The sequence below is a fragment of the Xinfangfangia pollutisoli genome, from assembly GCF_020179405.1.
Lineage (GTDB): Bacteria > Pseudomonadota > Alphaproteobacteria > Rhodobacterales > Rhodobacteraceae > Pseudogemmobacter > Pseudogemmobacter pollutisoli.
On the sequence record NZ_JAICBZ010000016.1, the window covers coordinates 29,135 to 54,678 of the forward strand.

General features: G+C 65.4%; 22 protein-coding genes and 3 pseudogenes. 8 read left to right on the plus strand and 17 right to left on the minus strand.

Translation table 11 applies throughout. From position 1 onward, the window contains the following. Window positions 1-43: 43 nt before the first annotated feature. Together K1Y73_RS07420 and K1Y73_RS07425 are read right to left on the minus strand one after the other, a co-directional pair. Window positions 44-1,570 carry a tripartite tricarboxylate transporter permease gene (locus tag K1Y73_RS07420; protein WP_225027579.1) on the minus strand — a complete coding sequence of 509 codons (1,527 nt, stop codon included), beginning with the start codon at window positions 1,568-1,570 and terminating at the stop codon, window positions 44-46. Then, window positions 1,570-2,019, minus strand: a complete 450-nt coding sequence (locus K1Y73_RS07425; protein WP_225027580.1) for a tripartite tricarboxylate transporter TctB family protein — start codon at window positions 2,017-2,019, stop codon at window positions 1,570-1,572. Before K1Y73_RS07425 ends, K1Y73_RS07420 begins: the two co-directional genes overlap by 1 nt. A gap of 166 nt (window positions 2,020-2,185) precedes the next feature. Between K1Y73_RS07425 and K1Y73_RS07430 the strand changes: the two genes are divergently transcribed. Further along, on the plus strand, window positions 2,186-2,620 hold the full coding sequence (locus tag K1Y73_RS07430; protein ID WP_225027582.1) for a PaaI family thioesterase: 435 nt from the start codon (window positions 2,186-2,188) through the stop codon (window positions 2,618-2,620). Between the two features lie 29 nt (window positions 2,621-2,649). Here K1Y73_RS07430 and K1Y73_RS07435 read toward each other — a convergent pair whose 3' ends face one another. From K1Y73_RS07435 to K1Y73_RS07450, 4 genes are all read right to left on the minus strand, one after another. Beyond that, a complete protein-coding gene (locus tag K1Y73_RS07435) occupies window positions 2,650-4,713 on the minus strand; it encodes a 3-hydroxyacyl-CoA dehydrogenase NAD-binding domain-containing protein (protein ID WP_225027583.1) in 2,064 nt (687 codons plus the stop codon). Next, window positions 4,710-6,836: an acetate--CoA ligase family protein gene (locus tag K1Y73_RS07440; protein ID WP_225027584.1), complete on the minus strand. Its 2,127-nt coding sequence runs from the start codon at window positions 6,834-6,836 to the stop codon at window positions 4,710-4,712. Before K1Y73_RS07440 ends, K1Y73_RS07435 begins: the two co-directional genes overlap by 4 nt. A 10-nt stretch (window positions 6,837-6,846) precedes the next feature. Next, window positions 6,847-7,992 carry an acyl-CoA dehydrogenase family protein gene (locus K1Y73_RS07445; protein WP_225027585.1) on the minus strand — a complete coding sequence of 382 codons (1,146 nt, stop codon included), beginning with the start codon at window positions 7,990-7,992 and terminating at the stop codon, window positions 6,847-6,849. A 181-nt stretch (window positions 7,993-8,173) separates the two neighbouring features. Next, on the minus strand, window positions 8,174-9,346 hold the full coding sequence (locus tag K1Y73_RS07450) for a PrpF domain-containing protein (protein ID WP_225027586.1): 1,173 nt from the start codon (window positions 9,344-9,346) through the stop codon (window positions 8,174-8,176). Window positions 9,347-9,566: 220 nt separating this feature from the next. Between K1Y73_RS07450 and K1Y73_RS07455 the strand changes: the two genes are divergently transcribed. Then, a complete protein-coding gene (locus K1Y73_RS07455; RefSeq protein ID WP_225027587.1) occupies window positions 9,567-10,457 on the plus strand; it encodes a LysR substrate-binding domain-containing protein in 891 nt (296 codons plus the stop codon). Here the strand turns inward: K1Y73_RS07455 and trxB are convergent. The 6 genes and pseudogenes from trxB to K1Y73_RS07485 form a co-directional block, all read right to left on the minus strand. Then, the gene (gene trxB / locus K1Y73_RS07460; RefSeq protein WP_318248224.1) at window positions 10,454-11,419 is read right to left on the minus strand and encodes a thioredoxin-disulfide reductase; all 966 of its coding nucleotides are present in this window, start codon (window positions 11,417-11,419) and stop codon (window positions 10,454-10,456) included. The two genes, K1Y73_RS07455 and trxB, sit on opposite strands and share 4 nt — an antisense overlap. A gap of 41 nt (window positions 11,420-11,460) precedes the next feature. Continuing rightward, the gene (locus K1Y73_RS07465) at window positions 11,461-12,222 is read right to left on the minus strand and encodes a glutaredoxin domain-containing protein (RefSeq protein WP_225027588.1); all 762 of its coding nucleotides are present in this window, start codon (window positions 12,220-12,222) and stop codon (window positions 11,461-11,463) included. A gap of 139 nt (window positions 12,223-12,361) precedes the next feature. After that, window positions 12,362-12,676 (minus strand): annotated as a pseudogene (locus tag K1Y73_RS07470) (transposase); the annotation flags it as partial. Between the two features lie 125 nt (window positions 12,677-12,801). Next, window positions 12,802-12,924 (minus strand): annotated as a pseudogene (locus tag K1Y73_RS22115) (ATP-binding protein); the annotation flags it as partial. Further along, window positions 12,921-13,103, minus strand: a complete 183-nt coding sequence (locus K1Y73_RS07480; protein ID WP_225027589.1) for an AAA family ATPase — start codon at window positions 13,101-13,103, stop codon at window positions 12,921-12,923. The pseudogene K1Y73_RS22115 and the gene K1Y73_RS07480, both read right to left, overlap by 4 nt. Window positions 13,104-13,573: 470 nt before the next feature. Continuing rightward, window positions 13,574-14,281, minus strand: coding sequence for an RraA family protein (locus K1Y73_RS07485; protein WP_225027591.1), 708 nt, complete (start codon window positions 14,279-14,281; stop codon window positions 13,574-13,576). Window positions 14,282-14,409: 128 nt separating this feature from the next. Here K1Y73_RS07485 and K1Y73_RS07490 point away from each other — a divergent pair, with 128 nt between their 5' ends. Continuing rightward, entirely contained in the window at window positions 14,410-15,738 is a 1,329-nt protein-coding gene (locus tag K1Y73_RS07490; protein WP_225027592.1) for an LLM class flavin-dependent oxidoreductase, read from the plus strand. 33 nt (window positions 15,739-15,771) lie between these two features. Beyond that, window positions 15,772-16,188: a VOC family protein gene (locus tag K1Y73_RS07495; protein WP_225027594.1), complete on the plus strand. Its 417-nt coding sequence runs from the start codon at window positions 15,772-15,774 to the stop codon at window positions 16,186-16,188. 40 nt (window positions 16,189-16,228) lie between these two features. Here the strand turns inward: K1Y73_RS07495 and K1Y73_RS07500 are convergent, their stop codons facing one another. The 4 genes from K1Y73_RS07500 to K1Y73_RS07515 all read right to left on the minus strand — a co-directional run bounded on the left by K1Y73_RS07500 (window position 16,229) and on the right by K1Y73_RS07515 (window position 20,375). After that, complete coding sequence (locus K1Y73_RS07500) at window positions 16,229-17,314, minus strand: pyridoxal phosphate-dependent aminotransferase (RefSeq protein ID WP_225027595.1); 1,086 nt, start codon at window positions 17,312-17,314, stop codon at window positions 16,229-16,231. A gap of 26 nt (window positions 17,315-17,340) precedes the next feature. Continuing rightward, the gene (locus tag K1Y73_RS07505; protein ID WP_225027597.1) at window positions 17,341-18,846 is read right to left on the minus strand and encodes a tripartite tricarboxylate transporter permease; all 1,506 of its coding nucleotides are present in this window, start codon (window positions 18,844-18,846) and stop codon (window positions 17,341-17,343) included. 2 nt (window positions 18,847-18,848) lie between these two features. After that, complete coding sequence (locus K1Y73_RS07510) at window positions 18,849-19,310, minus strand: tripartite tricarboxylate transporter TctB family protein (protein WP_225027599.1); 462 nt, start codon at window positions 19,308-19,310, stop codon at window positions 18,849-18,851. 72 nt (window positions 19,311-19,382) lie between these two features. After that, complete coding sequence (locus tag K1Y73_RS07515) at window positions 19,383-20,375, minus strand: Bug family tripartite tricarboxylate transporter substrate binding protein (protein WP_225027601.1); 993 nt, start codon at window positions 20,373-20,375, stop codon at window positions 19,383-19,385. A gap of 371 nt (window positions 20,376-20,746) precedes the next feature. On the opposite strand from K1Y73_RS07515, the gene K1Y73_RS07520 reads away from it, so the two are divergent. The 3 genes from K1Y73_RS07520 to K1Y73_RS07530 all read left to right on the plus strand — a co-directional run bounded on the left by K1Y73_RS07520 (window position 20,747) and on the right by K1Y73_RS07530 (window position 24,088). Beyond that, complete coding sequence (locus tag K1Y73_RS07520; RefSeq protein ID WP_225027603.1) at window positions 20,747-21,673, plus strand: dihydrodipicolinate synthase family protein; 927 nt, start codon at window positions 20,747-20,749, stop codon at window positions 21,671-21,673. 182 nt (window positions 21,674-21,855) lie between these two features. Then, window positions 21,856-23,280, plus strand: coding sequence for a dihydropyrimidinase (gene hydA / locus K1Y73_RS07525; RefSeq protein ID WP_225027604.1), 1,425 nt, complete (start codon window positions 21,856-21,858; stop codon window positions 23,278-23,280). 22 nt (window positions 23,281-23,302) lie between these two features. Next, window positions 23,303-24,088 carry an SDR family oxidoreductase gene (locus K1Y73_RS07530; RefSeq protein ID WP_225027606.1) on the plus strand — a complete coding sequence of 262 codons (786 nt, stop codon included), beginning with the start codon at window positions 23,303-23,305 and terminating at the stop codon, window positions 24,086-24,088. Between the two features lie 19 nt (window positions 24,089-24,107). On the opposite strand, the gene K1Y73_RS07535 is transcribed toward K1Y73_RS07530, so the two are convergent. Then, window positions 24,108-24,788 carry a GntR family transcriptional regulator gene (locus K1Y73_RS07535; protein ID WP_225027607.1) on the minus strand — a complete coding sequence of 227 codons (681 nt, stop codon included), beginning with the start codon at window positions 24,786-24,788 and terminating at the stop codon, window positions 24,108-24,110. Window positions 24,789-25,053: 265 nt separating this feature from the next. On the opposite strand from K1Y73_RS07535, the pseudogene K1Y73_RS07540 reads away from it, so the two are divergent. Then, window positions 25,054-25,544, plus strand: a pseudogene (locus K1Y73_RS07540) (IS3 family transposase); the annotation flags it as partial.

The following is a 25,544-nucleotide window of genomic DNA, read 5'->3' on the forward strand; positions in this document are numbered from 1 at the left end:
TGCCGGCGGGGGCAGAGCAATACGCCCTCGCCGGGGTTGTTCATCAGTCTTCGGACTCGGCCAAAGCCATCCGGGCCTTCTGGCGCCGCTGCGCTCTGACGCCGGCCCAGATGCTCCACACCAGCAAAAGCGCGGTGATGACAAGCACGACACCGGTGATCGGACGTTCGATCATGCTCCAGAAGTCGCCCCGCGCCAGAACCATCGCCCGGCGGAAGTGCTGTTCGATCAGCGGACCCAGAACGAAGCCCAGAAGCAGCGGGGCCGCAGGCATGCCAAAGATCCGCATCGCATAGCCAAGGATGCCGAACCCCATCACCACCATGACGTCAAAGGCGCTGTAATGGACCGAATAGGCACCGATGCAGACGAACATCAGGATCGCCGGATACAGCAGGTGATACGGCACGGACAGCAGCCTGACCCAAAGTCCGATCAGCGGCAGGTTCAGGATGACCAGCAGAAGATTGCCGACCCAGAAGCTCATGATCAGGCCCCAGAACAGGTCGGGGTGGTCCGAGACGAGCTTGGGCCCGGGATGGATGCCATGCACCATCAGCGCCCCGATCATCAGCGCCATGGTCGCGCTGCCCGGAATGCCCAGCGACAGGGTGGGGATGAAGGCCGTCTGATCGGCGGCGTTGTTGGCCGATTCCGGCGCAACGACCCCTTCGATCGCGCCCTTGCCAAAACGCTCTGGTTCGGCCGCGACGCGCTTCTCCAGCCCGTAAGAGACAAAGGCCGCCACGGTCGGCCCGGTTCCGGGCAGCGTGCCGAAGATCGAGCCGATGGTCGAGCCGCGCAGCATCGGCATCCAGGACCGGCGGAAATCGTCGCGCGTCGGCATCAGGCTGCGCATGTTGATGGCTTTGGGATCCAGCCGCCGCGACTCGGTTCGCCGGATCGAGCTGATGATCTCGGACACGCCGAACAGACCCATCGCCAGGGCCGAAATGCTGAGTCCGTCAAGCACACTCAGCGATCCGAAGGTGAACCGTGCCGTGCCGCTTTGCGGATCCATCCCAACGGTTGCCAGCAGGACACCAAGGCAGACCATGGCCAACCCTTTGACGACCGACGCATCCGAGATGGCCGAGGCTGCGACCAGACCCAACAGCATCAGGGCGAAATACTCGGCAGATCCGAAGGACAGCGCCCAGGCGGAGACGACCGGGGTAAAGATGCTCAGCACCAGAATGCCGAAGATGCCACCGTAAAATGACCCAACAGCCGTCATCGCCAGCGCCGCGCCCGCCCGGCCCTGCTGGGCCATCGGATAGCCGTCAAGGCAGGTCACCGCGCTGGAAGTGGTGCCCGGAATGTTCAGCAGGATCGACGCGGTCGACCCGCCATAAGCCGTGCCGTAATAGATGCCGGCCAGCATGATCAGGGCCGTGGTCGGCTCCAGATGGAAGGTCAGCGGGAACAGCATCGAAATGGCGGCCAGCGCACCCAGACCCGGCAGAACACCGATCAGGGTTCCGACGAACACGCCAAAGAAGCAGTACATCAGGTTGACCGGCGTCAGCGCGGTCTCAAGCCCTAGGGCGATATTTGCAAGGATATCCATCAGAAGGGCCAGTTGATCATAGCGATGGGAAGCTGAAGCAGGACGACAAAGATCAGCCAGGCGGTGACCGAAAGGACCGCGGCGAGGGTAAAGCTGACGACCGGGCGGAATTTGCCTTCGGCCAGCGTCGCAATGACCACGCAGGCAAAGACGGCCGGGATCATGCCCATCGGACGGATCAGCACGGCAAAAGCCAGAATGCTGGCCGAGATGATCAGGGGCACGACGATCCGGATTTCATCCATGCGGGCGGCGCGCAGGAACGCGCCGGCGGCGATCATCAGGCCGAACAGGGCCAGCAGCACGCCAAGGATCACCGGCACCATGCCCGGGCCCATACGGGTGGCAGTGCCAATCGTGTAATGCATCGCCGCATAGGCGGCAAAGCCGACCCCTCCTGCGGTCAGCAGCGCACCGCCGCAAAATTCTCGAAGGTCTGGTTTGGCCATCATGCCCCCCTTGCCGTCCCTGCGCCCTCCTCAAGGCTCGTGGATAGTCCCGGCATTGATCCCTGCGTTCAACATGCAATAGCGCATGGAACCATAACCGGAAGTCAGGCTCCCGCACCGCAACCGCGATTGTCAGTCTGGCCCGCCTGCGCCAATCCTTGGCGGCATGACGATGGAAAACGAACCGATCAGCGCAGTCTTGGCGCAGCAGGGCTGGGTGCATGACTCTTCCGAAGGCTTCATCGCCTTTCTGGGCGGGATCTGGATCAAGGATGCGCCGGAAGGCCGCAGTTTTGGGCTTGTTGCACCGGAATTTGCTGCCAACCGCAACGGCTTCGTCCATGGCGGGATGCTGATGAGCTTTATCGACCGGGTGTTCGGCGTCACCGCCCGGACCAGTTCCGGCGCGCTGCGCGGGTCGACCGTCAGCTTGAATCATAACTTCATGACTCCGATGCGGATTGGCGATTTCGCGCAGATCACGCCGCGGGTCACGCGGATCACCCCGCGGATGGCCTTTTTGGAAGGCACGCTCTTTTGCGGCGAGGGGCCCATCGTCTCGGCACAGGGCATCTGGCGGCTGAGCCACCGCAAGGATTAGGCGGCCCGCGGTCCGGGCCACCCCTTTTGTCAGCCAGCATCCGGCCAGAGGCCAAGCCCCGCCAGATCGGCAATAGGTCGGTCCGGCCCCGCGGCCCGTGCGGCCGCCGCGCAATCGGCCTGCAACTGCGTCGCGTCCTGCGTGCCCGCCCAATGCAGCGGCCCGCCGGTCCAGCGCGGAAAGCCGTAGCCGTTGACCAGCACCACATCGACATCCCCCGCGCTGCGGGCCACGCCCTCCTCCAGCACCAGCCCCGCCTCGTTCACGATGGCCGCCAGGGCCCGGCGACGGATCGTCTCGGCATCCAGCGGCTGGCGGGCAGTGCCCTTCTCGGCCGAGGCGGCGATGACGATGGCATCGACCACGGGATCAGGGACTGGCTTGCCCTCGGGGTAAAGATAGTAACCCGCGCCGGTTTTGCGCCCCAGCCGGCCCGCCTCGCACAGCCGGTCGGGGATCGAGACATAGCGCGCACGCGGATCGCGGGTCGCGGTCGTCTGCTGGCGCATGCGCCAGGCGATATCCAGACCCGACAGGTCGGCCACCGCGAAGGGCCCCATCGCAAAGCCGAACCCCTGCAGGGCGGCATCCACCTCTTGCGGCAGGGCACCGTCTTCCAGCATGAACTCGCAAGCCGCGCGATAAGCCGCATAGATGCGGTTGCCGATGAAGCCGAAGGCATTTCCGGCGCGCACCGGCTGTTTGCCCAAGGCCCGCGCAACCGCCAGCCCGGTCGCCACCGCCTGATCCGAACTTGCGGTGCCCGCCACCACCTCCAGCAGCTTCATGACATTCGCTGGACTGAAGAAATGCAGCCCGATCACGCGATCCGGGGACGAGGTCGCGCCCGCAATCGCGTCGATATCCAGATAGGAGGTATTGGTGGCCAACAGCGCATCAGGACGGGCCACCTGTTCAATGGCCCTGAACACCTGGCGTTTGACGGCCAGATCCTCAACCACGGCCTCGATGATCAGGTCGCAGTCCGACAGGGCGGACATATCCTGCGACAGGACCAGCCCCTGACGGGCCGCGTCGGCCACCGCATTGCTCATGCGCCCGGCTTTCTGGCTGCGGTCGATTTCGCCTGCGATCCGCTGGCGCGCCCGCTCCAGTGCGGCCGGATCGCTGTCGACGATCACCGCGGGCAACCGAGATTGCAGCGCGGCAAGGGCAATCCCCGCCCCCATTGTACCAGCCCCCACGACACCAATGCGCCGCACGGCCAGCGGGGCGACCTTGGTCCCGGTCTCGCGCCCGGCTGCGCGTTCGGCAAAGAAGATATGACGCAGCGCCTTGGCCTCAGGCAGGATGCGCAGCCGCTGGAATTCCGCGCGCTCAGTGGCCAGCCCCTCAGCAGCCGGTATCTTGCCCACAGAACGGATGCAGGCGATGGCCGACAGGATATGCGGACGCCCGCGCCCCTGCGCGGTGGCTTTGGTCACGGCGGCCTCGATCTCGGCCTCGGGATCATCGGGCGGTGCCCGCTCGATCACGCGACGCTTCGACCCCTGCGGATCCTTCGCCAGCGACAGCGCCAGACTGGCCGCTTCCACCTTCAAATCCGCCGCTGCCAGCGCGTCGATCATGCCCAGCGACAGCGCCTCGGCCGCCTTGACCCGGGTTCCCACGCAGATCAAAGCGATGGCACGCGCCTTGCCCACCAGACGCGGCAGCTTTTGCGTGCCCCCCGCGCCCGGGATGATGCCAAGACCGCATTCCGGCAGACCCACTTCGGTCTTTGCTGCCGCGATGCGCGCATCACATCCCAAGGCCAGCTCATACCCGCCGCCAAGGGCCGCGCCGTGAAGTGCTGCGACCCAGGGTTTGGCCGAGCTTTCCAGAGCCGCTATGACCTGCGGCAATTGCGGGGGCGACAGCGGCAGGTCGAACTCGCGCAGGTCGGAGCCCGCAACGAAGCTGTTCCCCGCCCCGATCAGCACGCCGGCCAACAGTGTCGCATCAGCCTCGACCTCGGCGATCCGGGCCAAGAGCGCGCGGCGCACATCGGCCGAGCCCGCATTCACCGGCGGGTTGTCGATGACCAGAAAGCCAACGCCGCGGTCACGCTCCAGATGAACCGTCCCGCTCATTCCACCGCCTCCGTCATCGCCCCAGCCGGTGCCGCCGCATCCCTTGTCGCCTCGACCCGGACCAGTGCGTCGATGGCCAGCACACCGTGCCCTCGCGGCAGTACGAACAGCGGGTTGATCTCAGCCTCTTCAATACCGGTGCCCCCGGAAGTGGCCAGTTGCGACACCGCCACGATGGCATCGGCCAGCGCCGCAAGATCGCCCTTCGGTCCGCCGCGGAAACCGTCAAGAACGCGCGAGAATTTCAGTTCGCCAATCATCTCTTCTGCCCCCGTGCGGTCGACCGGGGCCAGCCGCATCGCGCTGTCGCGGTAAAGTTCTGTATAGATCCCCCCGGCAGCCAGCACGACGATGTGGCCGACCTGCGGGTCACGGCGGAAGCCGATCAGCACCTCGCCCAACCCTCTGGCCATCTGCTGCACCAGCACCCGGCGGACCTGATGCCCGCCGGTGCGTTCCGCCACGCGGGCGCGGATCGTCGCCATCGCATCGGCCAAGGCCTGACGGTCAGTCACACCCAGCACCACACCGCCGGCATCGGTCTTGTGCGGAATCGCCGCGTCCAGCACCTTGACGACCACGGGCCAGTCAAAGGGCAGCGCGTCGGGCAACGGAGCGTCGACATACAGCACCAGATGCGGGGCGACGGGCAGGCCCGTCTTTGCCAGCAGCGCGTAAGACGCCGCCTCGTCCAGCACGTCCGACGGCCCATCCCCCTGCCCCGGCATCAGCGGCGCGGTCCGGCGGGGAAGCCGCCGGTGCAGCGCGGCGGCCACCGCGTCGCCGCAGGTTTCAGGGGTCTGGAACGCCGGAACGCCCGAACGCGCCAGAAGCCGCGCCGCCTCGGGTGCGTCGGGCACCAGAAAGGCCGCGACCGGACTGCCCGGTTCTGCCGCCGCATCTAAGACAGGCTGCACGGCCAGCTCGGGGTTGAAGCGGGCCGATGACCCGACCGAGGCCAGAACCAGATCGAATTCAGGCGCGGTACGCAGGATGTCGAGCGTGGCCTTCATCACATCATATCGTGTGCCGGCCAGCGTCAGGTCGATGATCCGCCCATGACCTGGGTCGACCCCCGCCGCCCGCAACCTGTCGCGCGTCTGGTCCGAGGCGGGGACGACATCCACCCCCTGCAGCGCCATGCGGTCCACCGCCATGGCCGCACCGCCCCCGGTGGTGGTGACGACGCCCACCCGGCCGCGCCGGGGCACCGGGCTTGCCGCCACCCGTTCCAGCAGGGGCATCACCTCGATCAGCCCCTCGAAGGACTCGACCCGGGCGATGCCGCATTCCTTCAGGAAGATATCGGCCACCTCATCCGCACCCGCCAGCGATCCGGTGTGTGAAACTGCCAGCTCCGCCGCCTCATCCGACCGACCCAGCTTGAAGGCGGCAACCGGCTTGCCGCGTTCGGCCGCAGCGATGGCAAAGGCGCGCAAAGCCTCGGCATGGCGCATGGTTTCCAGAAACAGCATGTAGCTGGTGACCTTCGGGTCATCCAGCGTTGCGGCACAGATTTCTCCGATCGACAGATCGGTTTCCGCGCCCACCGAAACCAGACCGGCAAAGCCGATCCCCTTGCGCTTGCCGCGCGACACCAGCGCGCCGATCAGGCTGCCGGAATGCGAGCCGACGAAAATGCCGCCGCGCGGCAGATCGGGTTCAGCAAAGGCGGCGTTGGCGGTCAGTGTCAGCCCGGCATGCAGGTTCACGACCCCGATGCTGGAAGGCCCGACCAGACGGATGCCGCCGCGCGACAGGATCGCGGCCAGCCGCGCCTCATTCGCGGCCCCTTTCGCACCCGATTCCGCAAAACCTGCCGAAAGCATGGTGGCCACCGGCACGCCAAGCGCCTGACACTCTTCCAGCGCATCCAGTGCCTTATCGGCATCGGTCAGGATAAAGGCATGATCGGGCCGGTCCGGCAGCGCCGAGAGCGAGGGGAAGGCCTTTTCGCCCTGCACCGTCTCGCGCCGGGGGTTCACCACCTGCACCTCTCCCGCGAACCCGGCGCGACGCAGGAATTGCAGTGGCCGTCCCGAGGTGCGGGACGGATCATCGGACACCCCGACCAGCGCCACGCGCCGGGGGTTCAGAAGGGCATTGGCCAGTTCATTCACCATCTTGCCCCCCTTACGCACGCTGGTCGAAGCGGCGGTCGAAGACATGCTCGGCAATGCGGTTCTTCAGCATCTCGATCGAGCCGCCCGCGATCATCCAGCCTCGCGTGCGCTTGACGCAATATTCGACAAGGCTTTCGGTCGAGTAGCCATAGCCGCCCATCACCTGAAGCGCCTCGTTCGACACTTCCCAGCCGGCGGTATTGCAGGCCAGCTTGGCCATGGCCGTGTCATTGGCGGAAGGCAGCGTGCCGTTCGGCACATTGGCCGCGCGGTAAAGGAACATCTGCGCCGCCTCCAGCTTCATCAGCATTTCGGCGAATTTCCATTGCAGGCCCTGAAATTCGCACAATGGCCGGCCGAACTGCCTGCGGTCGGTGGCATGAAGTTTCGCCGCCTCGAATGCATAGCGGCCCAAGGCCAGCGCGCGCGAGGAATTGCCCAGCCGTTCCACGTTGAAGCCCGAGATCTGCTTTTTGAACCCGCCCGGCCCCAACAGGACGTTTTCCTTCGGAATGCGGCAATTTTCGAAATACAGGGGGCACCATTCCTCGCCCGACATGAAGCTGGACCGCTGGCCCACGGTAAAGCCCGGCGTGCCGCGTTCCACCAGAACCGATCCGATGCCGTTCAGCCCCGGCCCGAACCGGACATAGATCAGGAAAAGGTTCGCTTCGGGCGAATGGGTCGAAAAGACCTTGGATCCGTTGATGATATAGCCGTCACCGTCCTCGCGCGCCGAGGTTTTCAGCTCGGTCACGGCGGAACCCGCGTCCGGTTCGCTCATCCCCAGCGAGATCAGGGCACGACCGCCGATCAGATCGGCCAGAAAGCGTTCTTTCTGTTCGTCGGAGGCATACTCCACAAAGGTCCGGATCGGGCCGAAATTGCCCGCCTGCACCACATCCGCGCTTTTGGGGCAGAACATTGCGATTTCCTGAATAGCGATCACCGCATCCATCAGCGTGCCGCCCGCGCCGCCATCCTTTTCATCCATCGTGATGCCAAGCAGCCCCATCCCCGCCAGCTTCTGCGCCACGTCCCACGGGTATTCGCGCGAATGGGCCCGGTCCAGCGCCCCGGGCGCCAGTTCGTTGCGCGCGAAACTCTGCACGGATTGCGCAAGCGCCGCCTGATCCTCGGTGAAAAACTGCTGCATTGTGTCTCGGCCTCCCGTTCGATGGGGAGTGTTCTGCCACAGCCCCCGCAACGAACAACTCGGCAGAGGTCAGGCGTTGGTGACTTATGGTTAGTCAACACCAGAAAAACTGGCGATGAAATGATCATAGGTTCGCATGGCAGCGCCCACCGCCGAACCCGACCTTTCCTCTGTGATCCGGTCAGCGGCGGATATAGGCCATGCCGTCCATCAACAGACGCCCGGTCCGCCCGATCAGCGCCTTTTGCACCTGCACGCCACCGGGGCCTGCGGAAACCTGGGCCGAAACGCTCAGCACGCCGCCTGGATGGCCCACACGCAGGTCAAAGATGCCCCGAGCCTGCCCAATATCGCCCGCCGCCTCATGCACCAGCGTGCCGGGAATACCCGCCGCGACCGAGGTGCCCGCCGCGCCCGAACCGGGATAGGCCTTGGAAAACTCGAACCGCGCAAGCGACCTCGAAAAGAGGTCATGGCTGTCGGCCGTCACCTGCCCGCCATTTGTCGCGCCATAGTCGCGCGGAGGGGCGACGGCAAAGATCAGCGGGTTGGTGCTGACGCGCAGTTCCTCATCGGCATTCGACCCGGTGATGAAACCGACATGCGCGGAAACCGCTTTCCGCACGGCCTCCAGCCGGGCGACCAGCGCGGTATCGGCCTGCATGTCAAAGATCGAGGCGGCGGTATCCATGCCGATATCGGCCGCCCGCACAAAGATCAGGAAATTGGCCATGTCGACCACGCTGACATCCAGCGCGCCAATGCCCGGCACCTCGATCCGGTCAAGGGCATTGCCGGTCGGCAGAACCGACGCGCCAAGCGCCGATCCCGCGAAATCGCCGAAATCGACGTCGATCCGCGCTCCGGTGCCCGGCACGCCACCGATGCTGAAATCGCCATCCACCGCAGGGAACCCGTCCACCATCGGCACGATGGTGCGCAACACCCGGCCGGTATTGGCCTGATGGACATTCACCAGCATCCGGTCGCCCTCAACCCGCCCGGCCCCGGTCAGCGCGCCGTAAAGTGCCGCCCCCGCCGACAGGTTGCCGCAATTCGCGCGCCAGTCGACCCGCGGCAGCTCGGTATTCACCTGCCCGAACAGATAGTCGATGTCGCAGTCGGGCCGCGTGGGCGGCCCCATGATCGCGACCTTGCTGGTCAGCTTGTCGGCCCCGCCCAACCCATCAATCTGCCGCCGGTCGGGCGAGCCGAAGACCTTCAGGACCAGTGCATCCCGTTCCGCCCCTGCGGCCGGCAGATCGTCGCGCCAGAGATATATCCCCTTGGACGAACCGCCCCTTATGATCCGCGTTGGAACGGCGGCCATATTGAAATGTTTCGCGTTGGTCATGAACCGCGCCCCCCTGCGACACGCGCTCCCCCGCGCGTGGCTTTGGCGGCAGACTAGGACAGGGCAGCGTCGGTTGCACTTAACCTGAGGTTTGGCTCTGTGCAGGCTTTGGTGAGGCTTCGGCGACATATCGAGCTTGCCTGTACCGCAGCGCAGGGCATTCTTGGACCATTCACGCCGGTTCCGCGCAAAGGGCGCGCCCCTCGCAACAGGTTGAAAAATGCGCATTGATCCCCTGACGCTAAGGCTTTTCGTGCGGCTGGCCGAAACCGGCACGATCGCCGCGGTCGCTGAAAGCGAGAATATCGCCGCCGCCGCCGTCAGCCGGCGCATCTCGGATCTTGAGGCGCTCTTGCAGACGCCATTGGCCCTCCGTTCGAACAAGGGCGCAAAGCTGACCTCGGCCGGGGTCGAACTTCTGTCGCTGGCCCGCAGCGCATTGCATGAATTTGACCAGATTCCGGTGCAGATGCAGGGGTTTTCCAGCGGCATCAAGGGACTGGTTCGCATCTGTACCAGCACCTCCGCTCTCGCCCAGTTTCTGCCGTCGCGGGTCAATTCAGTGCTGAAGGATTTTCCCGAGATCAGGGTACATTTTCAGGAAGAGATCAGCAGTCAGGTTCCCCGGGCCGTGATGGGCAATGCTGCCGACATCGGCATCTTCACTGACGAGGTGAATGACATGGGTCTAGAAACACACCCGTTCCATTCGGATCGGCTGGTGGTCATCCTGCCCCGCGACCACGAACTTGCGACACGCTCGTCTGTTACCTTCGCCGAGACGCTGGACTATGATTATGTCGGCTTCAGCCGTGACAATGCGACCCAGACACGACTGACGCGGGCCGCCGAGCGGGACCGGCGTCAGGTCAAGGTCCGGGTACGTGTTCGGACGTTTGAAGCGCTGTGCATGATGGTCAGCTCTGGTTATTGCCTTGGCGTCCTGCCGGAAGACATCGCCCGCCGCCATGCTCCGGCAATGGATTACACAATCGTCGCCCTGATCGACAATTGGGCCGCGCGGCAGTTCCGCATCGGCGTCCGGTCAAGCGCCGCCCTGCCAAGTGCGGCGCGTCTGATGTTCGATCGCCTGCGCACCGGGGCCGCCTAGGCCGGCACCATGCTGCTGCCCATCGCGGCATCGGGCAAACGCTCTTCCAGAAAGCGCCGCGCATCCAGTGCCGCCATGCAGCCCGCGCCTGCGCTGGTGACCGCCTGCCGATAGACCGCATCCTGCACATCACCCGCCGCGAAGACCCCGGCCACACTGGTCATCATTCTGTAAGCGGGATCGGCCCGGCCTGTCACCAGATAGCCCGCCTCCGCCTCCAACTGGCCGGTGAATAGCCCGGTATTCGGATCATGGCCGATGGCAACGAAACACCCGGTCACCTTCAGAGTTTCGGCTCCGCCCCCAACGATGCGCAGACGCACGCCCGTGACCCCGCCCTCATCACCCAGAACCTCTTCAAGAGTGCGGTTCATATGAAGCACGATCTGGCCGGCCTCGACCCTTGCCTGTAGCCGGTCAAGCAACGCAGGCTCGGCCCGCAGCCTGTCACGACGGTGAATCAGATGGACACGCCGCGCCATGCCGGCAAGGAAAAGCGCCTCTTCGACAGCGGTATTTCCACCTCCGATCACGGAACAGTCCTGATCCCTGTAAAAGAAGCCGTCACAGGTCGCGCACCCTGACACGCCGCGACCGCGGAACAGCGCCTCGGATGGCAGTCCGATACTGCGCGCGGTGGCGCCGGTGCAGATGATCAGCGTATCGGCCAGATATTTCGTGCCCATCGCCCCGGCCAGCACAAAGGGTCTGCGAGACAGATCAGCGGAGGTGATTACATCCTGTACGATCTCGGCGCCCATGGCTTCTGCGTGATGCGCCATCCGCGCCATCAGCTCTCCGCCCTGCACCGCAGGCAGGTCTCCGGGCCAGTTCTCGACATCGGTGGTCGTCGTCAGTTGGCCGCCCGGCACATCCCCGGCGATGACCAGGGGGCGAAGATTGGCCCGGGCCGCATAAATTGCAGCGGTGTAACCGGCGGGACCTGACCCCAGGATCACCACCCTTGCATGCCTTGGCATCGCGATATCTCGATGCAAACCAATCACCAGACGCTGTCGGGCATCGGCAAGCCGGCCAGATCGGTCTCTGTCAGCGGGCGGTCGGGGGTGACGCCATAGCTTTCCAGCATCAGCATCAGCTGCCGCGTGTGCTGGGCCGCATGCCATACGGTGCGCTCAAACACCTCATGCATCGGGCGAGTGCCGTAATAGGTCGGCACCGTATAGGCGAAGCCCCGGTCATTTCCGGGTTCATCCCACCAATCCGCCACCTTGGAGGCAACGGCCTCGCCCCACAGCGCGATATCCCCGGTCGTCCAGTCTGACGGAGGAACCTCTCGGAACCCTTCCGACCGCAGCTCGATCTGGCGGGCCGCCTCTATGCCCATCTCGGCCACCCGAAAGGTATGGAACGCGGTGGAGGCGAAGGAGCGGTCACGGTCGCGGAAAGGAGAAAAGGCAAACTCCGCCGGCATCTGGCGGGTAAAACGCACGGCAGCAGTGATCACAAGGATCAAGCGATCCTTCAGAACCTGCGGAGAAAGTGGCTCGTTCATCGTCGTGTCAAGCTGCAGGAAAGCGATCACATCCTTCATTGTCTGGCAGTAGGTGAACTTGCCCGCCCGCGCGACGACCGGCACCGTTCGCGCGCCAAGCGCCAGCAGGCGGGCCCGCCCCTCGGCATCGTTGTGGACGTCGATTGATTCGAAAGCCACGCCCTGCTTGGTCAGGAACTCTTTTGTCCGCAGACACGAAGAGCAGCCGGGCTGCCAGAAGACCTGAATATCGGTTGTTTGCTTGTTCATCTGATGCCCTTTCATCCCGAGCGGATTGGCTCATCGCTTTGTTGTGCAGCGGTGCGCCAGGATGGCAAAGCAGTGGTTCGCATGGGCACCATCGCCGATTGCGATGGCTCGGAAGGCCAGGTTCCAGACTCATTGACCGTCAAAGCCAGAACAAGACGGTGGCAGCGAGGGCGACGGCGGACAGGAAGGTCTTGGCACATCTGTCCTAGCGTGTGGCGATGCGGCGCCAGTCCTTCAATCCGCCGAACATGATCTCGATCCTGTTACGGCGGCGACAGCGCCGCTTGTCGGATCTGACGGTCTTGCCGCAGGACTTTCGACCAGGGATGCATGGGCGTATCCCCTTGTCTTTCAAAGCTTCCCGGAACCAGTCGGCATCATAGCCCCGGTCCGCGATCAGCCATTCCGCGTTGGGCAGACTGCCCAGAAGGGCCGCGGCGCCGGTGCAGTCGCTGAACTTAGCGCCCCAGAGGCCCCGAACACGGTCTGGTCAATGGACTTCATGGCTGATCGATTGGCCGACAGCCGCCCCGCAAGGCTGTCGGCCACGCGGGGCAGCGTCAGAACATTGGCAAAGCCGGTCAACAGGAACCGTCCCGGACGGTAGTCGTCGTCGACGGATTTCTTGATCGCCAGCAGCAGGTCGGGCGCGCGCTGGATCTCGTCGATGATCGCAAGGTCAAGACCACGAATGAAGCCTATGGATCCGTCCGGGCGGCCTCCAGAACGGTCTGTTCATCAAGTGTGATGTATCTGCGCCCGACCTCACCCATCTTACGGACCAGCGTGGTCTTGCCAGCCCGCCGCGGCCCGACGATCAGGACAACAGGCGTATCGGCCAGCACCTCTTCCACGCGCTGCGTAACGAACCGCTCGTACATGTCAGCTTCCGATCTTTGTAGATTGGAACTAGCACTCATGCTGATTGGGAGACAATGACCTGACATCTGGGAGCACGGCGCCTCCGCCCACCGTTCGCAGGCAAGGCGCGGCAGTCAATCTCTGCGTCCGCTCGCCGAACCACCCGCGACGACGATCGGCCCCAGGGCCGCCGGTCATCCCCGACCGAAGCTGCGTGGCGGCATACCCAGAAGCTGGCGTTCGACACACGTCGCAGCAAATTTTCGATCTTAATGATTGCAGTGCCGCCCGAAGCTGACATTCGCATTCTAATGCTGCTGCGTGGCCACGTTCTGTAATTTGCTTGACGTAGCGGCAGCTTGCAGCATCACAACCGACGCGGGGACAATATCCGGCGTTCGCTTTGCCCTGATCTGTCTCGAGCTCAGATCCTGCGCTTGAGGCTGTCCCATCTGCGCGACTGGATCCACAATACGGCACACGCCACTGCTCAAGGGCGGATCCGCGCTTGGCGCCAGACCTGATACCGCGCGCGGGTTTCGGCATCCGGCGGATAGGTCGTCTCCAAGGGCGCGCCCGCCGCGATCTCCGCGGTCATGAAGATCTCCAGCTGCTCGACCTCCCAGGCCTCCCCGGCCACCTCGGCGGCGATCTCGCGCGGGATGCAGACGGCGCCCGTCTCATCCGCGACGATCAGATCGCCCGGGAAGACCGCCACCCCGGCGCAGCCGATGGGCAGGTTCCAGTCGGCCACCTGGATCTTCGCGCCACCGGGAATGCCCGCCGGGCCCTTGCCCCAGATCGGGAAGCCGATCTCGCCGATGGCCGGAAGGTCGTTCACGCCGGTATCGGTGATGAAGCCCAGTACACCTTTGTCGCGCAGGGCCAGCGCGATGATGTCCCCCAGCGGAGAGACATCGGCGCAGCCATTACCGTCATAGACGATGATCTGCCCCGCCCCGGTCGCCGCCATGGCCAGCCGGTGCAGGTTGGGTGCCCCGCCCTTGCCCACGGCGGCGCGCAGATCCTCGCGCACGGGGATCGCGCGGATGGTGAAAGCCTCGCCCACGATGCGGGTCTTGTCGGAGGTCAGCGGCTTCAGGCCCGAGAAGAACCGGGTGTTCAGGCCGCGCTTGAACAGGGTGGAGGTCAGGGTCGCGACCTGGCATTCACGCAGTTTCGCCTGGATTTCGAGCATCTCTCACCCTTCTCTGGCGCGATTGACACCTTGTTGTATTATATAATTGTATCGTTCGTATACGCAAAATACAACAGATTGTCGGCTACGAACCACGCGGCCGGAAGCATCGGACAAGCGGGGTCGGCATGGTTGAACATATGGCGTTGGGGGCGTTCCTGCAGGGCTTCGGGCACCATCAGGCAGGCTGGCGCGACCCTTCGACCGATCCGGGGTCCGAGCTGACACTGGAGCATTACCAAAGGATCGCGCAGACCGCCGAGCGGGGGCAGTTCGACCTGGTCTTCCTGGCCGATGTGGCCGGATGGCGCGACTGGAACCGAGACACGATCCAGCATCTGTCGCGCACCGCGATCTTCGAGCCGATCACCCTGCTGTCCGCTTTGGCCGTCAGCACCCGCAACATCGGGCTTATCGCCACCGCCTCGACCAGCTATTACGAACCCTTCACCGTCGCGCGGATGTTCAACTCGATCGACCGACTCTCCGGCGGGCGGGCGGGCTGGAACCTTGTCACGTCGACGACCGAGGCCGAGGCGCAGAACTTCAGCCGCGAGCACCAGATCCCCCATGCGGAACGCTATGCCCGGGCCAGCGAATTCGCCGATGTGGTGCGCGGGCTGTGGGATTGCTGGGCCGCAGATGCGGTGTTGGTCGACAAGGAGAGCGGCAATTACCTGAACCCCGGTCGGGTGCGGGAATTGAACCACAAGGGGCCGTATTTCCAGGTGCGCGGCCCGATGAACATGGCCCGCGCGGTGCAGGGCACGCCGCTGATCGTGCAGGCGGGTTCGTCCGGGGCCGGGATGGATCTGGCCGCGCGCACGGCGGATCTGGTCTTCACCGCCCAACCCACGCTGGAATCGGGCCAGGCCTTCTACGCCGATCTGAAGGGACGCCTGCCCGCCCATGGCCGCGCGCCGGACAGCTTGCGGATCCTGCCGGGGCTGGTGGCGATCATCGGCTCGACCGAGGCGGAGGCGCAGGCGAAGGCGGCGTCGTTGGAGCAACTGGTGCATCACCGTGTCGGCATCGGCCAGCTGCGCGACCTTCTGGGCGTCGATCTGACCGACCATGATCCCGACGGCCCCCTGCCCGAGATCCCCGAGACAGAGGGCGGCAAGTCGCGCCGCCAGATCCTGATCGACATGGCGAAGCGCGACAATCTGTCGATCCGGCAGCTCTACCAGAAGACCGCCGCCGCGCGCGGCTTCCTGGCCGTCACCGGCACGCCGGAGCAGGTGGCCGATGCGATGGAACTGTGGTTCCGCAACGGTGCTGCCGACGGGTTCAATCTGATGCCCCCGGTGATGAGCCGTGATCTGGACGATTTCGTCGACCATGTCGTCCCCGTCCTGCAGAAACGCGGGTTGATGCGCACCGAATATACCGGCGCCACCCTGCGCGAGAATCTGGGGCTGGCCAAACCCGCCTCGGTCTACGATCCCGCTGGCTGAAGACCGCCAGCGCCCTATTGAAGGACAAACGTGATGACCCCTCCCCGTCCCCCCATCGAACAGGCCGTGACCTGGCTGTATACCGATGACCTTGAGAAACTGGCGCCGTTCTACAGCGATGTGCTGGGGCTGGAGATGGTGCTGGATCAGGGGAAATGCCGCGTGTTCCGCACCGCGCCGGGGGCCTATCTGGGGGTCTGCTGCATGGCGAACCGCCCCTTGGGCACCAAGGGGATGATGGTCACCTTCCTCTGCGAGGATGTGCAGGCGATGTATGAAGCGCTGGTGGCACGCGGCGTGGATACCTTTGAACACCCGCCGCAGAAGCTGGGCGATGGCTCGCTGATCGGCACCTATTTCCGCGATCCGCAGGGATACCATCTGCAGATCCAACAATTTCTGGATGCGCGCTGGCGCCATCCGGTGCGCCCGGTCGCTGACGCGGGCTGAGCCTCCGCCCCCGGCATCCCGGGGGCGGATCTCTTTCAGATCACGCGGCGGCGGATTGCGCATATTCCGTCAGCGCGGCGACCAGGGCCGCGTTCTGTTCCGCCGTGCCGACGGTGATGCGCAGGAAGCCCGCCAGGTCGTAATCCTCGATGGGCCGCAGGATGATGCCGCGTTCCAGCAGGAAGGCATGCGCCGCACGCGAGTCCGCGAAGGCCGTGCAAAGGAAGTTGCCGTGACCGGGCAGCGAGGCGAACCCCAGCGCCTCGAGCTGCCGCGACAGGGCTGCGCGCAGCACCGCCGTCTCGGCCACGGCATTCCGCATGAATGCCATATCCTGCAGGGCCGCCACCGCCGCCGCCTGGGCCAGCGCGCCGACATTGCCGATCTGGCGCATGCGGTTCAGGATCGCGATCATCGACTGGGGGCCATGCGCCCAGGCCACCCGCAGACCGGCCAGCCCGAAGGCCTTCGAGAAGGTGCGGGTCACGATGACATTCTCGGTCCCCTCCACCAGCTCATGCCCCGCCGTATAGGCCGGATCGGCGACGTATTCCGCATAGGCCGAATCCAGCAGCAGCACGATATCGGGCCGCAGCGCATCGCGCAGGCGGCGGATCTCGCTCGTGGGCAGGACGGTGCCGGTGGGGTTGTTGGGGTTGGCCACCACGACGATCTTCGTGCGCGGGGTGATCGCCGCCAGGATCGCGTCGATGTCGGTGTGATGGTCGGTTTCATCGGTCAGCACCGCCTTGGCACCGACCCGATCCGCGAAGATGCGGAACTGGATGAAGGAATGGCGGCTGAAAACCACCTCATCTCCGGGGCGGGCATAGCAGCGGTAGATCGTCTCGATGATCGCCTCGGACCCGTTGCCGCAGATCAGACTGTCGGGCGAGAAGCCGAAGGTTTCCGACAGCGCCTTGCGCAGCACGGCCGAGCTGGGCTCGGGGTACAGCTCGGGCCGCTGGCTGGCCTTCGCGAGGGCATCATGCACCAGAGGGCTGGCGCCGAAGGCGGATTCATTGGCCGAAAGCTGGATCCAGCTGGACGGATCCCCAGCGGGTTGGGCCTTGCGGGTCACGCTCAACGCGGTGGCGTTGATATAGGGCTGAGGGAACAGGGTCATGGGCGGGACTTTCGGCAGGTCAGGGATCAGGGGTCCGGCGCGAAGATCGCATTGCGGCGGCGCGCGACCGAGGGAAGGCTGGCGGCGATCACGATGGCGACGGCCAAGGCCAGCAGGGCGGCAGAGATCGGGCGCTCCAGGAAGATGAGGAAATCGCCGCGCGACTGGATCAGCGACCGGCGCAGGTATTCCTCCAGCATCGGGCCCAGGATGAAGCCCAGGATGAAGGGGGCAAGCTCCGCCCCCAGTTTCGAGGCCAGATAGCCAAGCGCCCCGAAGACCACCATGACGTAAAGGTCCGTCGTGCTGTTCTGGGTGGCATAGACGCCGAAGACCGCGAAGACCAGGATGGCGGGAAAAAGGTACTTGTAGGAAATGGTCAGCAACCGCACCCACAGGCCCACCAGCGGCAGGTTCAAGACCACCAGCATCAGGTTGCCCACCCACATCGAGGCGACAAGGCCCCAGAACAACTGCGGTTGCGCCTCCATCACGCGCGGGCCGGGCACGATGCCCTGCAGGATCAGTGCTGCAATGAACAGCGCCATCATCGGGTTGGACGGGATGCCCAGGGTCAGCATCGGCAGGAAGGACATCTGCGCCCCGGCATTGTTCGCGGCCTCGGGTGCCGCCACGCCCTCGACCGCGCCCTTGCCGAATTCGGCCCGGTGGCGCGAGATGCGCTTTTCGGTGACATAGGCCGCGAAAGAGGCCAGCGCCGCGCCGCCGCCGGGCAAGAGGCCCAGCACGGTGCCGATCCCGGTGCCCCGGATCGCCGGCATGACGGACCGCCGCGCTTCCTCGCGCGTCGGCATCAGGCTTCCGGTCAGGCGCAGCGTGGTGCTGCTGCCCGATCCGCCCTCCAGATTGCGCAGGATCTCGGCCAGGCCGAAGACGCCCGAGGCGATGGCGATGATGCTGATCCCGTCATAGAGGCTGAACTGCCCGAAGGTCAGCCGCGAGGTGCCGCTGTAGATGTCCGTCCCGATCAAGCCACACAGGATGCCCGCGATGCTCATCCCCACCGATTTCAGCAGCGACCCGCTGGCAAGGGCGACACAGGCCAGCATCCCCAGCACCATCAGCGCGAAATAATCCGGTGCGGCAAAGTTAAGCGCCACCCGGCTGAGCGGTTGGGCGAAGACGGCCAGGACCAGGGTCGAGACGGTCCCGGCGAACAGCGAGGCGACGGCGGCAACCGCCAGCGCGGCCCCGGCCCGGCCCTTGCGCGCCATGCGGTAGCCGTCGATGGCGGTCACGATGGACGAGGTCTCGCCCGGCAGGTTGATCATGATCGCGGTGGTCGAGCCGCCATATTGCGCCCCGTAATAGATGCCCGCCAGCATGATGATCGAGGTGGAGGGATCCAGCGCGTAGGTCAGCGGCAGCAGGATCGCGATGGTCGCGGCGGGGCCAACGCCCGGCAGAACGCCGACCAGCGTGCCCAGCAGCGCGCCGAGGAAGCAGAACAGGATGTTCTCGGGCAGCAGGGCGACGCCCAACCCCATGCCAAGGTTGTTCAGCAGATCCATGCTCACCCCCCCCAGAATTGCAGCGCGGGCCCGATGACGCGGATCGGCACGCCAAGCGCCCAGACCAGAAGCGTCACGCAAAGGGCCGACATGATGAGACCGATCAGCACCGCCTGCGGCAGGCGCGTCGTGCGGTCCGCCATCGCGGCGCAGGCGGCCAGGACGAACATCGACAGGGCCAGGCCGAAGGGCCCGATCATCAGCGCGAACAGCAGTGGAGGGACGAGGATGAAGATCAGCGCGCGCAGCGGCAGCTTGGGAAGCACCTCACGCGCGGTCCAGATCCCCTTGCCCGCGACGATCAGCCCGATGACGATCAGCAGGATGGAAAGCACGCCCGGCATATAGCCCGGACCCATGCTGCGAACGGAACCGATCTCCAGCCCCGAGGCCTGCTGCAGGAACAGCCCGCCCACCGTTATGAAGAAAAGGCCGCAGCCGACCTCCTTGTTGATGACTGACATGGGCGGGTTCCTGTCGGTTCGAAACGGAAAGGATGCGCCGAAGGCGCGGCGCGTCCCATGGAACTTGCGGTCTTACTTCAGCGGGGTGGTGCCACCGGCCACGATCATCGCGCGCCAGATCTCGCCCTGGGTGGTGATGAACGCGGGATAATCGGCCGGGGACAGATCGAAGGGCACCGCACCGATGCGGCCCAGCTGCTCGGCCCCTTCGGGGCTGGCGACATAGGCAGCGATGGCGGTGTTCAGCTTGTCCAGAACCGCAGGATCCGTGTCCTTGGCGGCGACCAGGCTGTAGAACGAGGTCAGGTCCAGCTGCGGATAGCCGGCCTCCGCCATGGTGGGCACGTCAGGCAGCGAGTCCCAGCGGGTGGCATTGGTCACGGCCAGGGCTTTCAGATCGCCGTTCGAGATGGCGCTGAACGAGGTCGCCAGGTTGTCGATGGCGAAATCGGTGTTGCCAGCGATGATGTCGGTCATCATCTCGGCGCCGGATTTGAACGGCACATGGACCGCGTCGATTTCGGCCAGCTGGGTGAAATAGGCGCCCGCCAGGTGGATCGAGCCGCCCACCCCGGCCGAACCGTAGTTCAGCTCACCGGGCTTTTCCTTGGCCAGCGCCACCAGCTCGGCCACCGAATTCACCGGCAGATCCTTGTTCACCACCAGAACATTGCTGCTTTTGCCAAACATTCCCGCCAGGGCGCTGTCGCGGTCGGGGTCGAAGGTCGTGTCGGCCAGAAGCATCGCGTTGTAGATCTGGGTCGCGGTATTGCCCAGCAGCAGCGTGTAGCCATCGGCGGGCTGGGTCATCATGTATTCCGCCGCGCGGGCACCCGAGGCGCCCGGGCGGTTTTCGACGACAAAGGCCTGGCCCAGCGTCTTGGTCAGGTCGTCGGCGATCAGCCGGGCGGCCAGGTCATTGCCGCCGCCGGGGCCCGCGCCGACCAGGATGGTCACCGGGCGGGTTGGGTAATCGGTTTCAGCCAGCAGCGGGCTGGCCGTCATCGCTATTAGCGAGGCGGTGACGCCCCACACGGCCTTGCGGATGTAACCAGTGAGTTTCATGGCGCGCATCTCCTGTCGGTCCGGAACTCTTCCTGAGGATCTGATAGCGGGTCACGTGTCCAAATGGGATACGTGGGTTATTCTTATATTATTCCACCCAGGCGCAAACTGTTCTCCGGTGGGTCCCTGAGCAAGAATTTTTCCCTCTGCCCAATCCCTGTGCAGGAGTTCGATGGCCCCGGGGGCCGATTCGTCGCTAAGGCGGGCTTCGATCCCTGCAGGCGATGCTCCATGGTATCCACATCGTATACAAACACCGCACGACGATATCCCCATCCGTTCCCGCATCTGCCATCCTGTCGACCACATCCCGCGCCTTTCGCGGACCTGGCGGGACAGGCCCGCGCAAACCATGCATTGTGAGAGCTTCGATGACATTCAGTGCCGAAACCTCCGGCGTCTACCCGATCGCCGCGACGCCCTTCCTGCTCGATGGCAGCATCGACACCGTCTCGCTGGACCGGCTGACCGATTTCTATCAGGACGCAGGCGCCACCGGGATGACCATCCTGGGCATCATGGGCGAGGCGAACAAGCTGACCGGGCCGGAAAGCCTGTCCATCGCGCGGCAGGTGATCGCGCGCTCGCGCGTGCCGGTGGTGGTGGGCGTTTCCAGCCCTAACCTGACCGGCATGGGCCTGCTGGCCCGGCAGGCGATGGAGGCGGGCGCCGCGGGCGTGATGATCGCCCCCACGCCCAACCTGCGCACCGATGAGCAGATCCTGACCTATTTCCACCAGTGCATCGAGGCGGTGGGCAACGATATCCCCTGGGCCCTGCAGGACTATCCTTTGACCCTGCAGGTGCAGATGTCGGTGCCGCTGATCGCGAAGATCGTCGAAGAGCTGCCCTCCTGCGTGATGCTGAAGGCCGAAGACTGGCCGGGGCTGGAGAAACTGTCGAGGCTGCGCGCCCTGCAGGACGGGGGCCAGATGCGCCGCGTGTCCATGCTGACGGCGAATGGCGGGCTGTTCCTGGATTTCGAGGGCGAGCGCGGATCGGACGGGATCATGACCGGCTACGGCTTCCCCGACATGCTGGTCGAGCTGTTCAATCTGCAACAGGCCGGGCAGCGCGATGCGGCGCATGACCTGTTCGACGCCCACCTGCCGCTGATCCGCTATGAACAGCAGCCGGGCGTCGGTCTGGCGGTGCGCAAATACGTTCTCGCCGGGCGCGGGGCCATCGCCCATGATGTGCAGCGCAAGCCGGGCAGCACGCTGTCGGCCCGTGCGCGGGAAGAGGTGGACTATATGCTGGCCCGCATCGCCCGCACCGACAAACGCGCGGCGCTCTGAGACCGACAAGGGCGTCTTGCGGGGCGCCTTTTTTCCATGCGGTGACACGGCTCGCGTACGCACAGACAGGCCCCGCGGCGAAGATTTCGTGCGTTGCTATACGATTTGTATACGGAACGTATTGCCACGAGCACACCATCGGGTGAGAACCGGCTTTGGACAGGGACAGGTTTGAGGCAGGCATGGCAGAGCGCGCCCCCTATGATCTTGTGTTGCGCGGCGGGCAGGTCGTCACCGCCTCGGGCGTGGTCACCGCCGATGTCGCGGTGCGGGACGGCAAGATCGCGGCCCTGGGCGCGGACCTGCCCGCAGGGCGTGTCGAACGTTCGGCCAAAGGGCGCTATGTCCTGCCGGGCGGGGTCGATTCCCATTGCCATGTCGAGCAGATGACCGCCGCCGGCATCATGAACGCCGATACCTGGGAAAGCGCCACCCGCGCGGCGGCCTTCGGTGGCACCACTACGATCATCCCCTTCGCCGCCCAGCATCGCGGCATGGATCTGGCCGAAGTGGTACAGGACTACCACCTGCGCGCCGACCGGGGCGCGCTGGTCGACTATGCCTTCCACATGATCATCACCGACCCCTCGCCCAAGACGGTGCAGAAGGATCTGCCCGCGCTGATCCGCAGCGGCCATGGCTCGATCAAGGTCTTCATGACCTATGACCCGCTGATCGTCGACGATGCCGGGATCCTGAAGCTCTTGCAGGTGGCCAAGGCCGAGGGCGCGCAGGTCTGCGTCCATGCCGAGAGCCACGACATGATCCACTGGGCCACCGCCCGCCTTCTGGCCGAGGGCAAGACCGCCCCCCGCCATCAGGCCGAGTCGCATCCCCGCCTGGCCGAATACGAAGCCATCGGCCGCCTGATCGCTCTGGCCGAGCTGGTGCGCCATCCGGTGATGATCTTCCACGTCTCCACCGCCGAACCGCTATCCTTGATCCGCGATGCGCGCGCCCGGGGCGCGACCCTCTGGGCCGAGACCTGCCCGCATTACCTGTTCCTCACCGATGCGGTGATGGACAAGCCGGGGACCGAGGGCGCGAAATGGATGTGTTCGCCCCCGCTGCGGACCGAGGCGGATCAGGCCGCCCTCTGGCAGGCGCTGCGGGCGGGCGATCTGGATTTGGTCTCCTCGGACCATGCGCCCTTCCGCTATGACGCCTCGGGCAAGCTGGCGGCCGGGCCGGGGGCCACGTTCAAGCAGATGGCCAATGGCATGCCCGGCTTGGGCGCCCGCATGCCGCTGCTGTTTGACGCGGCGATGCGCGGGCGGCTGACCCTGCCGCAGGTGGCCGAACTGGGGGCAGAGGCTCCTGCGCGGATCTACAATCTGCAGGACAAGGGGCGCATCGCGCCGGGAGCGGATGCCGATCTGGTGCTGTGGAACCCCGAAGCCCGCACGGTCCTGTCGGATGACACGGTGCAGGATGGCACGGGCTATACGCCCTACCCCGGGCGGGACCTGATCGGCGCGGTGGAGGCGGTCTACCTGCGCGGTCAGCCGGTGGTGAATGAGGACCGGCTGCAGGTGCAGCCCGGTCATGGCCGCTTCCTGCCGCGCGGCGGGGGCGACGCGGCGATCTGGCAAGAGAAAGCAGTCTGAACGGTGGCCCAAACGGTTGAGGATGACAATGGAACTTGGAATTTCCGGGCAGACGGCCCTGGTGCTGGGCGGCGGCAAGGGCATCGGGCGCGGCATCAGCGCGGCGCTGGCGGCGGAAGGCGTGCGGGTCATCCTGACCTCGCGCACCCTGGCCGAGGCCAAGGCGGCGGCGGCCGGGATCGGGCTGGATTGCGTGGGCCTGGCCTGTGACACCGCCGATCTGGCCAGCGTGAACGCCCTGGCCGACACGGTCGAGGCGGAGTTCGGTGGCGCGGGGATCCTGGTGCTGAACAGCGGCGGCCCCGCGGCGGGCCCGGCGACGGGGGTGGAGATGGCGGCCTATGCCACCGCCTTCCAGCAGCTGTTCATGGGCCCGGTCACCCTGGCCATGCGCCTGCTGCCGAAGATGCGCGCGCAGGGCTATGGCCGGATCATGACCGTCGGTTCCTCGGGCATGGTCGAGCCCATCGCCAATCTGGCGGTCTCGAACGCCATCCGCCCGGCGACGGCGGGGTGGAGCAAGACGCTGGCGCGCGAGGTGGGCGCCGATGGCGTCACCGTCAACGTGCTGATCCCCGGCCGCATCGACACCGACCGCGTGGCGCAGATCGACGGCGGCGCGGCGGCGCGGACAGGGCAAAGCCTGGACGCCGTACGGGCGCAATCCTGGGGGCGGATCCCGGTCGGCCGCTACGGCACGCCCGAGGAGTTCGGCGCGGCGGCGGCCTTCCTGGCCGGGCGTTCGGCAGGGTTCATCACCGGATCGTTCCTGCGCATTGATGGCGGCCAGATCACCTCGATCGGCTGAAGCGGAAGCCTGTGGCGGCTCAGCCGAACCGCCACAGGCTGCGCAGCGCGTCGTCACGAATGTTGTCCAGATGGCGGCGCATCGCGGCGACGGCGGCCTCGCGGTCGCGGGCCAGAAGCGCGTCGATGATCGCCAGATGCTCGTCCCGCCCGACCTCCAGCCGGGCCTGCTGGCGGTCGCTGCCGAACAAGAGGGTGCGCTGGCGCAGCGACAGCACATAGTTGTGCAACAGCTTGCTGTGCGAGGCGCGCAGGATCGCGCCATGCAGGCGGGTGTCGATCATCCAATAGGCCTCTTGCCCGGCATCCAGCGGCAGCGCCTCGAATTCGTCGCGCAAGCCCTGCAGGAAGTCTTCGGTGAAATCGGGCTCGCCCACGGAATCGATGGCGATGGCGATGGCTTCCGATTCCAGGCAGCGCCGCATGTGGACGATTTCCAGGTAATCGGTCAGCGTCAGCTCCTGCACCATCAGGGTGCGGCCGTTGCGGACCAGGAATCCCTCGCCCTCCAGCTTGCCGATCGCCTCGCGCATGGGGGTGCGCGACAGGCCCAGATCGGCCGCCAGCTTGCCCTCCTGCACCACGTCATTGCCGCGCAGCGTTCCGGTCAGGATCTGGCGCAGGACCGCATCATAGGCGACACGGGACAGCGAGACCCCCGCCTTATCGGCCGGAACAAGCGGCTCCGTGACCTCGTCCATCCTGCTCGTCATACGCGGCCTCGGCATCTGCGGCCTCCCTTGATCCTGCCGCCCTTATACAAAGGCCGGATGGAAAGCACCAAGCTCAGACGTTCGAATGGCGCGTTGCTGGCTATGATATGTATAAGATTGTTGCAATAATAGTGTCCCGCTACGAGCGTTGGCGATACATCATGTAAATCTCGGTTGACGGAAAGGGCGGCACGATCATAACTATCCGCCGCGCTGCTTAATCTCCCAAGACCCTGCCCCGGCGCGGGTGTCGGAACGCCTGCTGGCGGATGCGATGTTGGATAACGTGGTTCTGAAGGATCTCTTGGGATCGAAGTCATGGGACGCCATTGGTCCGAGGACCATGGCTGAGGCCTGACGACACCGATGGCGCGGCGGGACGCGGTGTTGCGGGCGATGAAAGATCATCCGATCTCTCAACGTCGGGCCTGCGTCCTGATCGGTGTCGATCCGAAGACGGTGCGGCGTGAACGACCGCCCGATAGCCCGGAGATCCGTGAGGAGATGCACAAGATCGCCGAGAAGCGTCGCCGCTTCGGGTATCGGCGTGTGGGCATCCTGCTGGAGCGCAAGGGCATGATCATGAACGAGAAGAAGCTCTGCCGCATCTATCGGGAAGAGGGCCTGTCGGTGCGTCGACGCTGTGGCCGCAAACGGGCGCGTGGCAGTCGCACGCCAATGCCGGTGCCGATGCGGCCGAACCAGCGCTGGTCGCTGGACTTTCTGTCCGATACCTTCGGGGCC

Excerpts from the sequence above, each read along its gene's own strand:
- K1Y73_RS07435 (WP_225027583.1), bottom strand. The coding sequence starts at position 4,713 with ATGAGCGGGACGGTTCATCTGGAGCGTGACCGCGGCGTTGGCTTTCTG.
- K1Y73_RS07420 (WP_225027579.1), bottom strand. The coding sequence starts at position 1,570 with ATGGATATCCTTGCAAATATCGCCCTAGGGCTTGAGACCGCGCTGACG.
- K1Y73_RS07500 (WP_225027595.1), bottom strand. The coding sequence starts at position 17,314 with ATGACCCTGTTCCCTCAGCCCTATATCAACGCCACCGCGTTGAGCGTG.
- K1Y73_RS07505 (WP_225027597.1), bottom strand. The coding sequence starts at position 18,846 with ATGGATCTGCTGAACAACCTTGGCATGGGGTTGGGCGTCGCCCTGCTG.
- K1Y73_RS07520 (WP_225027603.1), top strand. The coding sequence starts at position 20,747 with ATGACATTCAGTGCCGAAACCTCCGGCGTCTACCCGATCGCCGCGACG.
- K1Y73_RS07490 (WP_225027592.1), top strand. The coding sequence starts at position 14,410 with ATGGTTGAACATATGGCGTTGGGGGCGTTCCTGCAGGGCTTCGGGCAC.
- K1Y73_RS07485 (WP_225027591.1), bottom strand. The coding sequence starts at position 14,281 with ATGCTCGAAATCCAGGCGAAACTGCGTGAATGCCAGGTCGCGACCCTG.
- K1Y73_RS07440 (WP_225027584.1), bottom strand. The coding sequence starts at position 6,836 with ATGGTGAATGAACTGGCCAATGCCCTTCTGAACCCCCGGCGCGTGGCG.
- K1Y73_RS07465 (WP_225027588.1), bottom strand. The coding sequence starts at position 12,222 with ATGAACAAGCAAACAACCGATATTCAGGTCTTCTGGCAGCCCGGCTGC.
- K1Y73_RS07495 (WP_225027594.1), top strand. The coding sequence starts at position 15,772 with ATGACCCCTCCCCGTCCCCCCATCGAACAGGCCGTGACCTGGCTGTAT.
- K1Y73_RS07455 (WP_225027587.1), top strand. The coding sequence starts at position 9,567 with ATGCGCATTGATCCCCTGACGCTAAGGCTTTTCGTGCGGCTGGCCGAA.
- K1Y73_RS07535 (WP_225027607.1), bottom strand. The coding sequence starts at position 24,788 with ATGGACGAGGTCACGGAGCCGCTTGTTCCGGCCGATAAGGCGGGGGTC.
- K1Y73_RS07425 (WP_225027580.1), bottom strand. The coding sequence starts at position 2,019 with ATGGCCAAACCAGACCTTCGAGAATTTTGCGGCGGTGCGCTGCTGACC.
- K1Y73_RS07510 (WP_225027599.1), bottom strand. The coding sequence starts at position 19,310 with ATGTCAGTCATCAACAAGGAGGTCGGCTGCGGCCTTTTCTTCATAACG.
- K1Y73_RS07480 (WP_225027589.1), bottom strand. The coding sequence starts at position 13,103 with ATGTACGAGCGGTTCGTTACGCAGCGCGTGGAAGAGGTGCTGGCCGAT.
- K1Y73_RS07430 (WP_225027582.1), top strand. The coding sequence starts at position 2,186 with ATGACGATGGAAAACGAACCGATCAGCGCAGTCTTGGCGCAGCAGGGC.
- K1Y73_RS07530 (WP_225027606.1), top strand. The coding sequence starts at position 23,303 with ATGACAATGGAACTTGGAATTTCCGGGCAGACGGCCCTGGTGCTGGGC.
- K1Y73_RS07450 (WP_225027586.1), bottom strand. The coding sequence starts at position 9,346 with ATGACCAACGCGAAACATTTCAATATGGCCGCCGTTCCAACGCGGATC.
- hydA (WP_225027604.1), top strand. The coding sequence starts at position 21,856 with ATGGCAGAGCGCGCCCCCTATGATCTTGTGTTGCGCGGCGGGCAGGTC.
- K1Y73_RS07515 (WP_225027601.1), bottom strand. The coding sequence starts at position 20,375 with ATGAAACTCACTGGTTACATCCGCAAGGCCGTGTGGGGCGTCACCGCC.
- K1Y73_RS07445 (WP_225027585.1), bottom strand. The coding sequence starts at position 7,992 with ATGCAGCAGTTTTTCACCGAGGATCAGGCGGCGCTTGCGCAATCCGTG.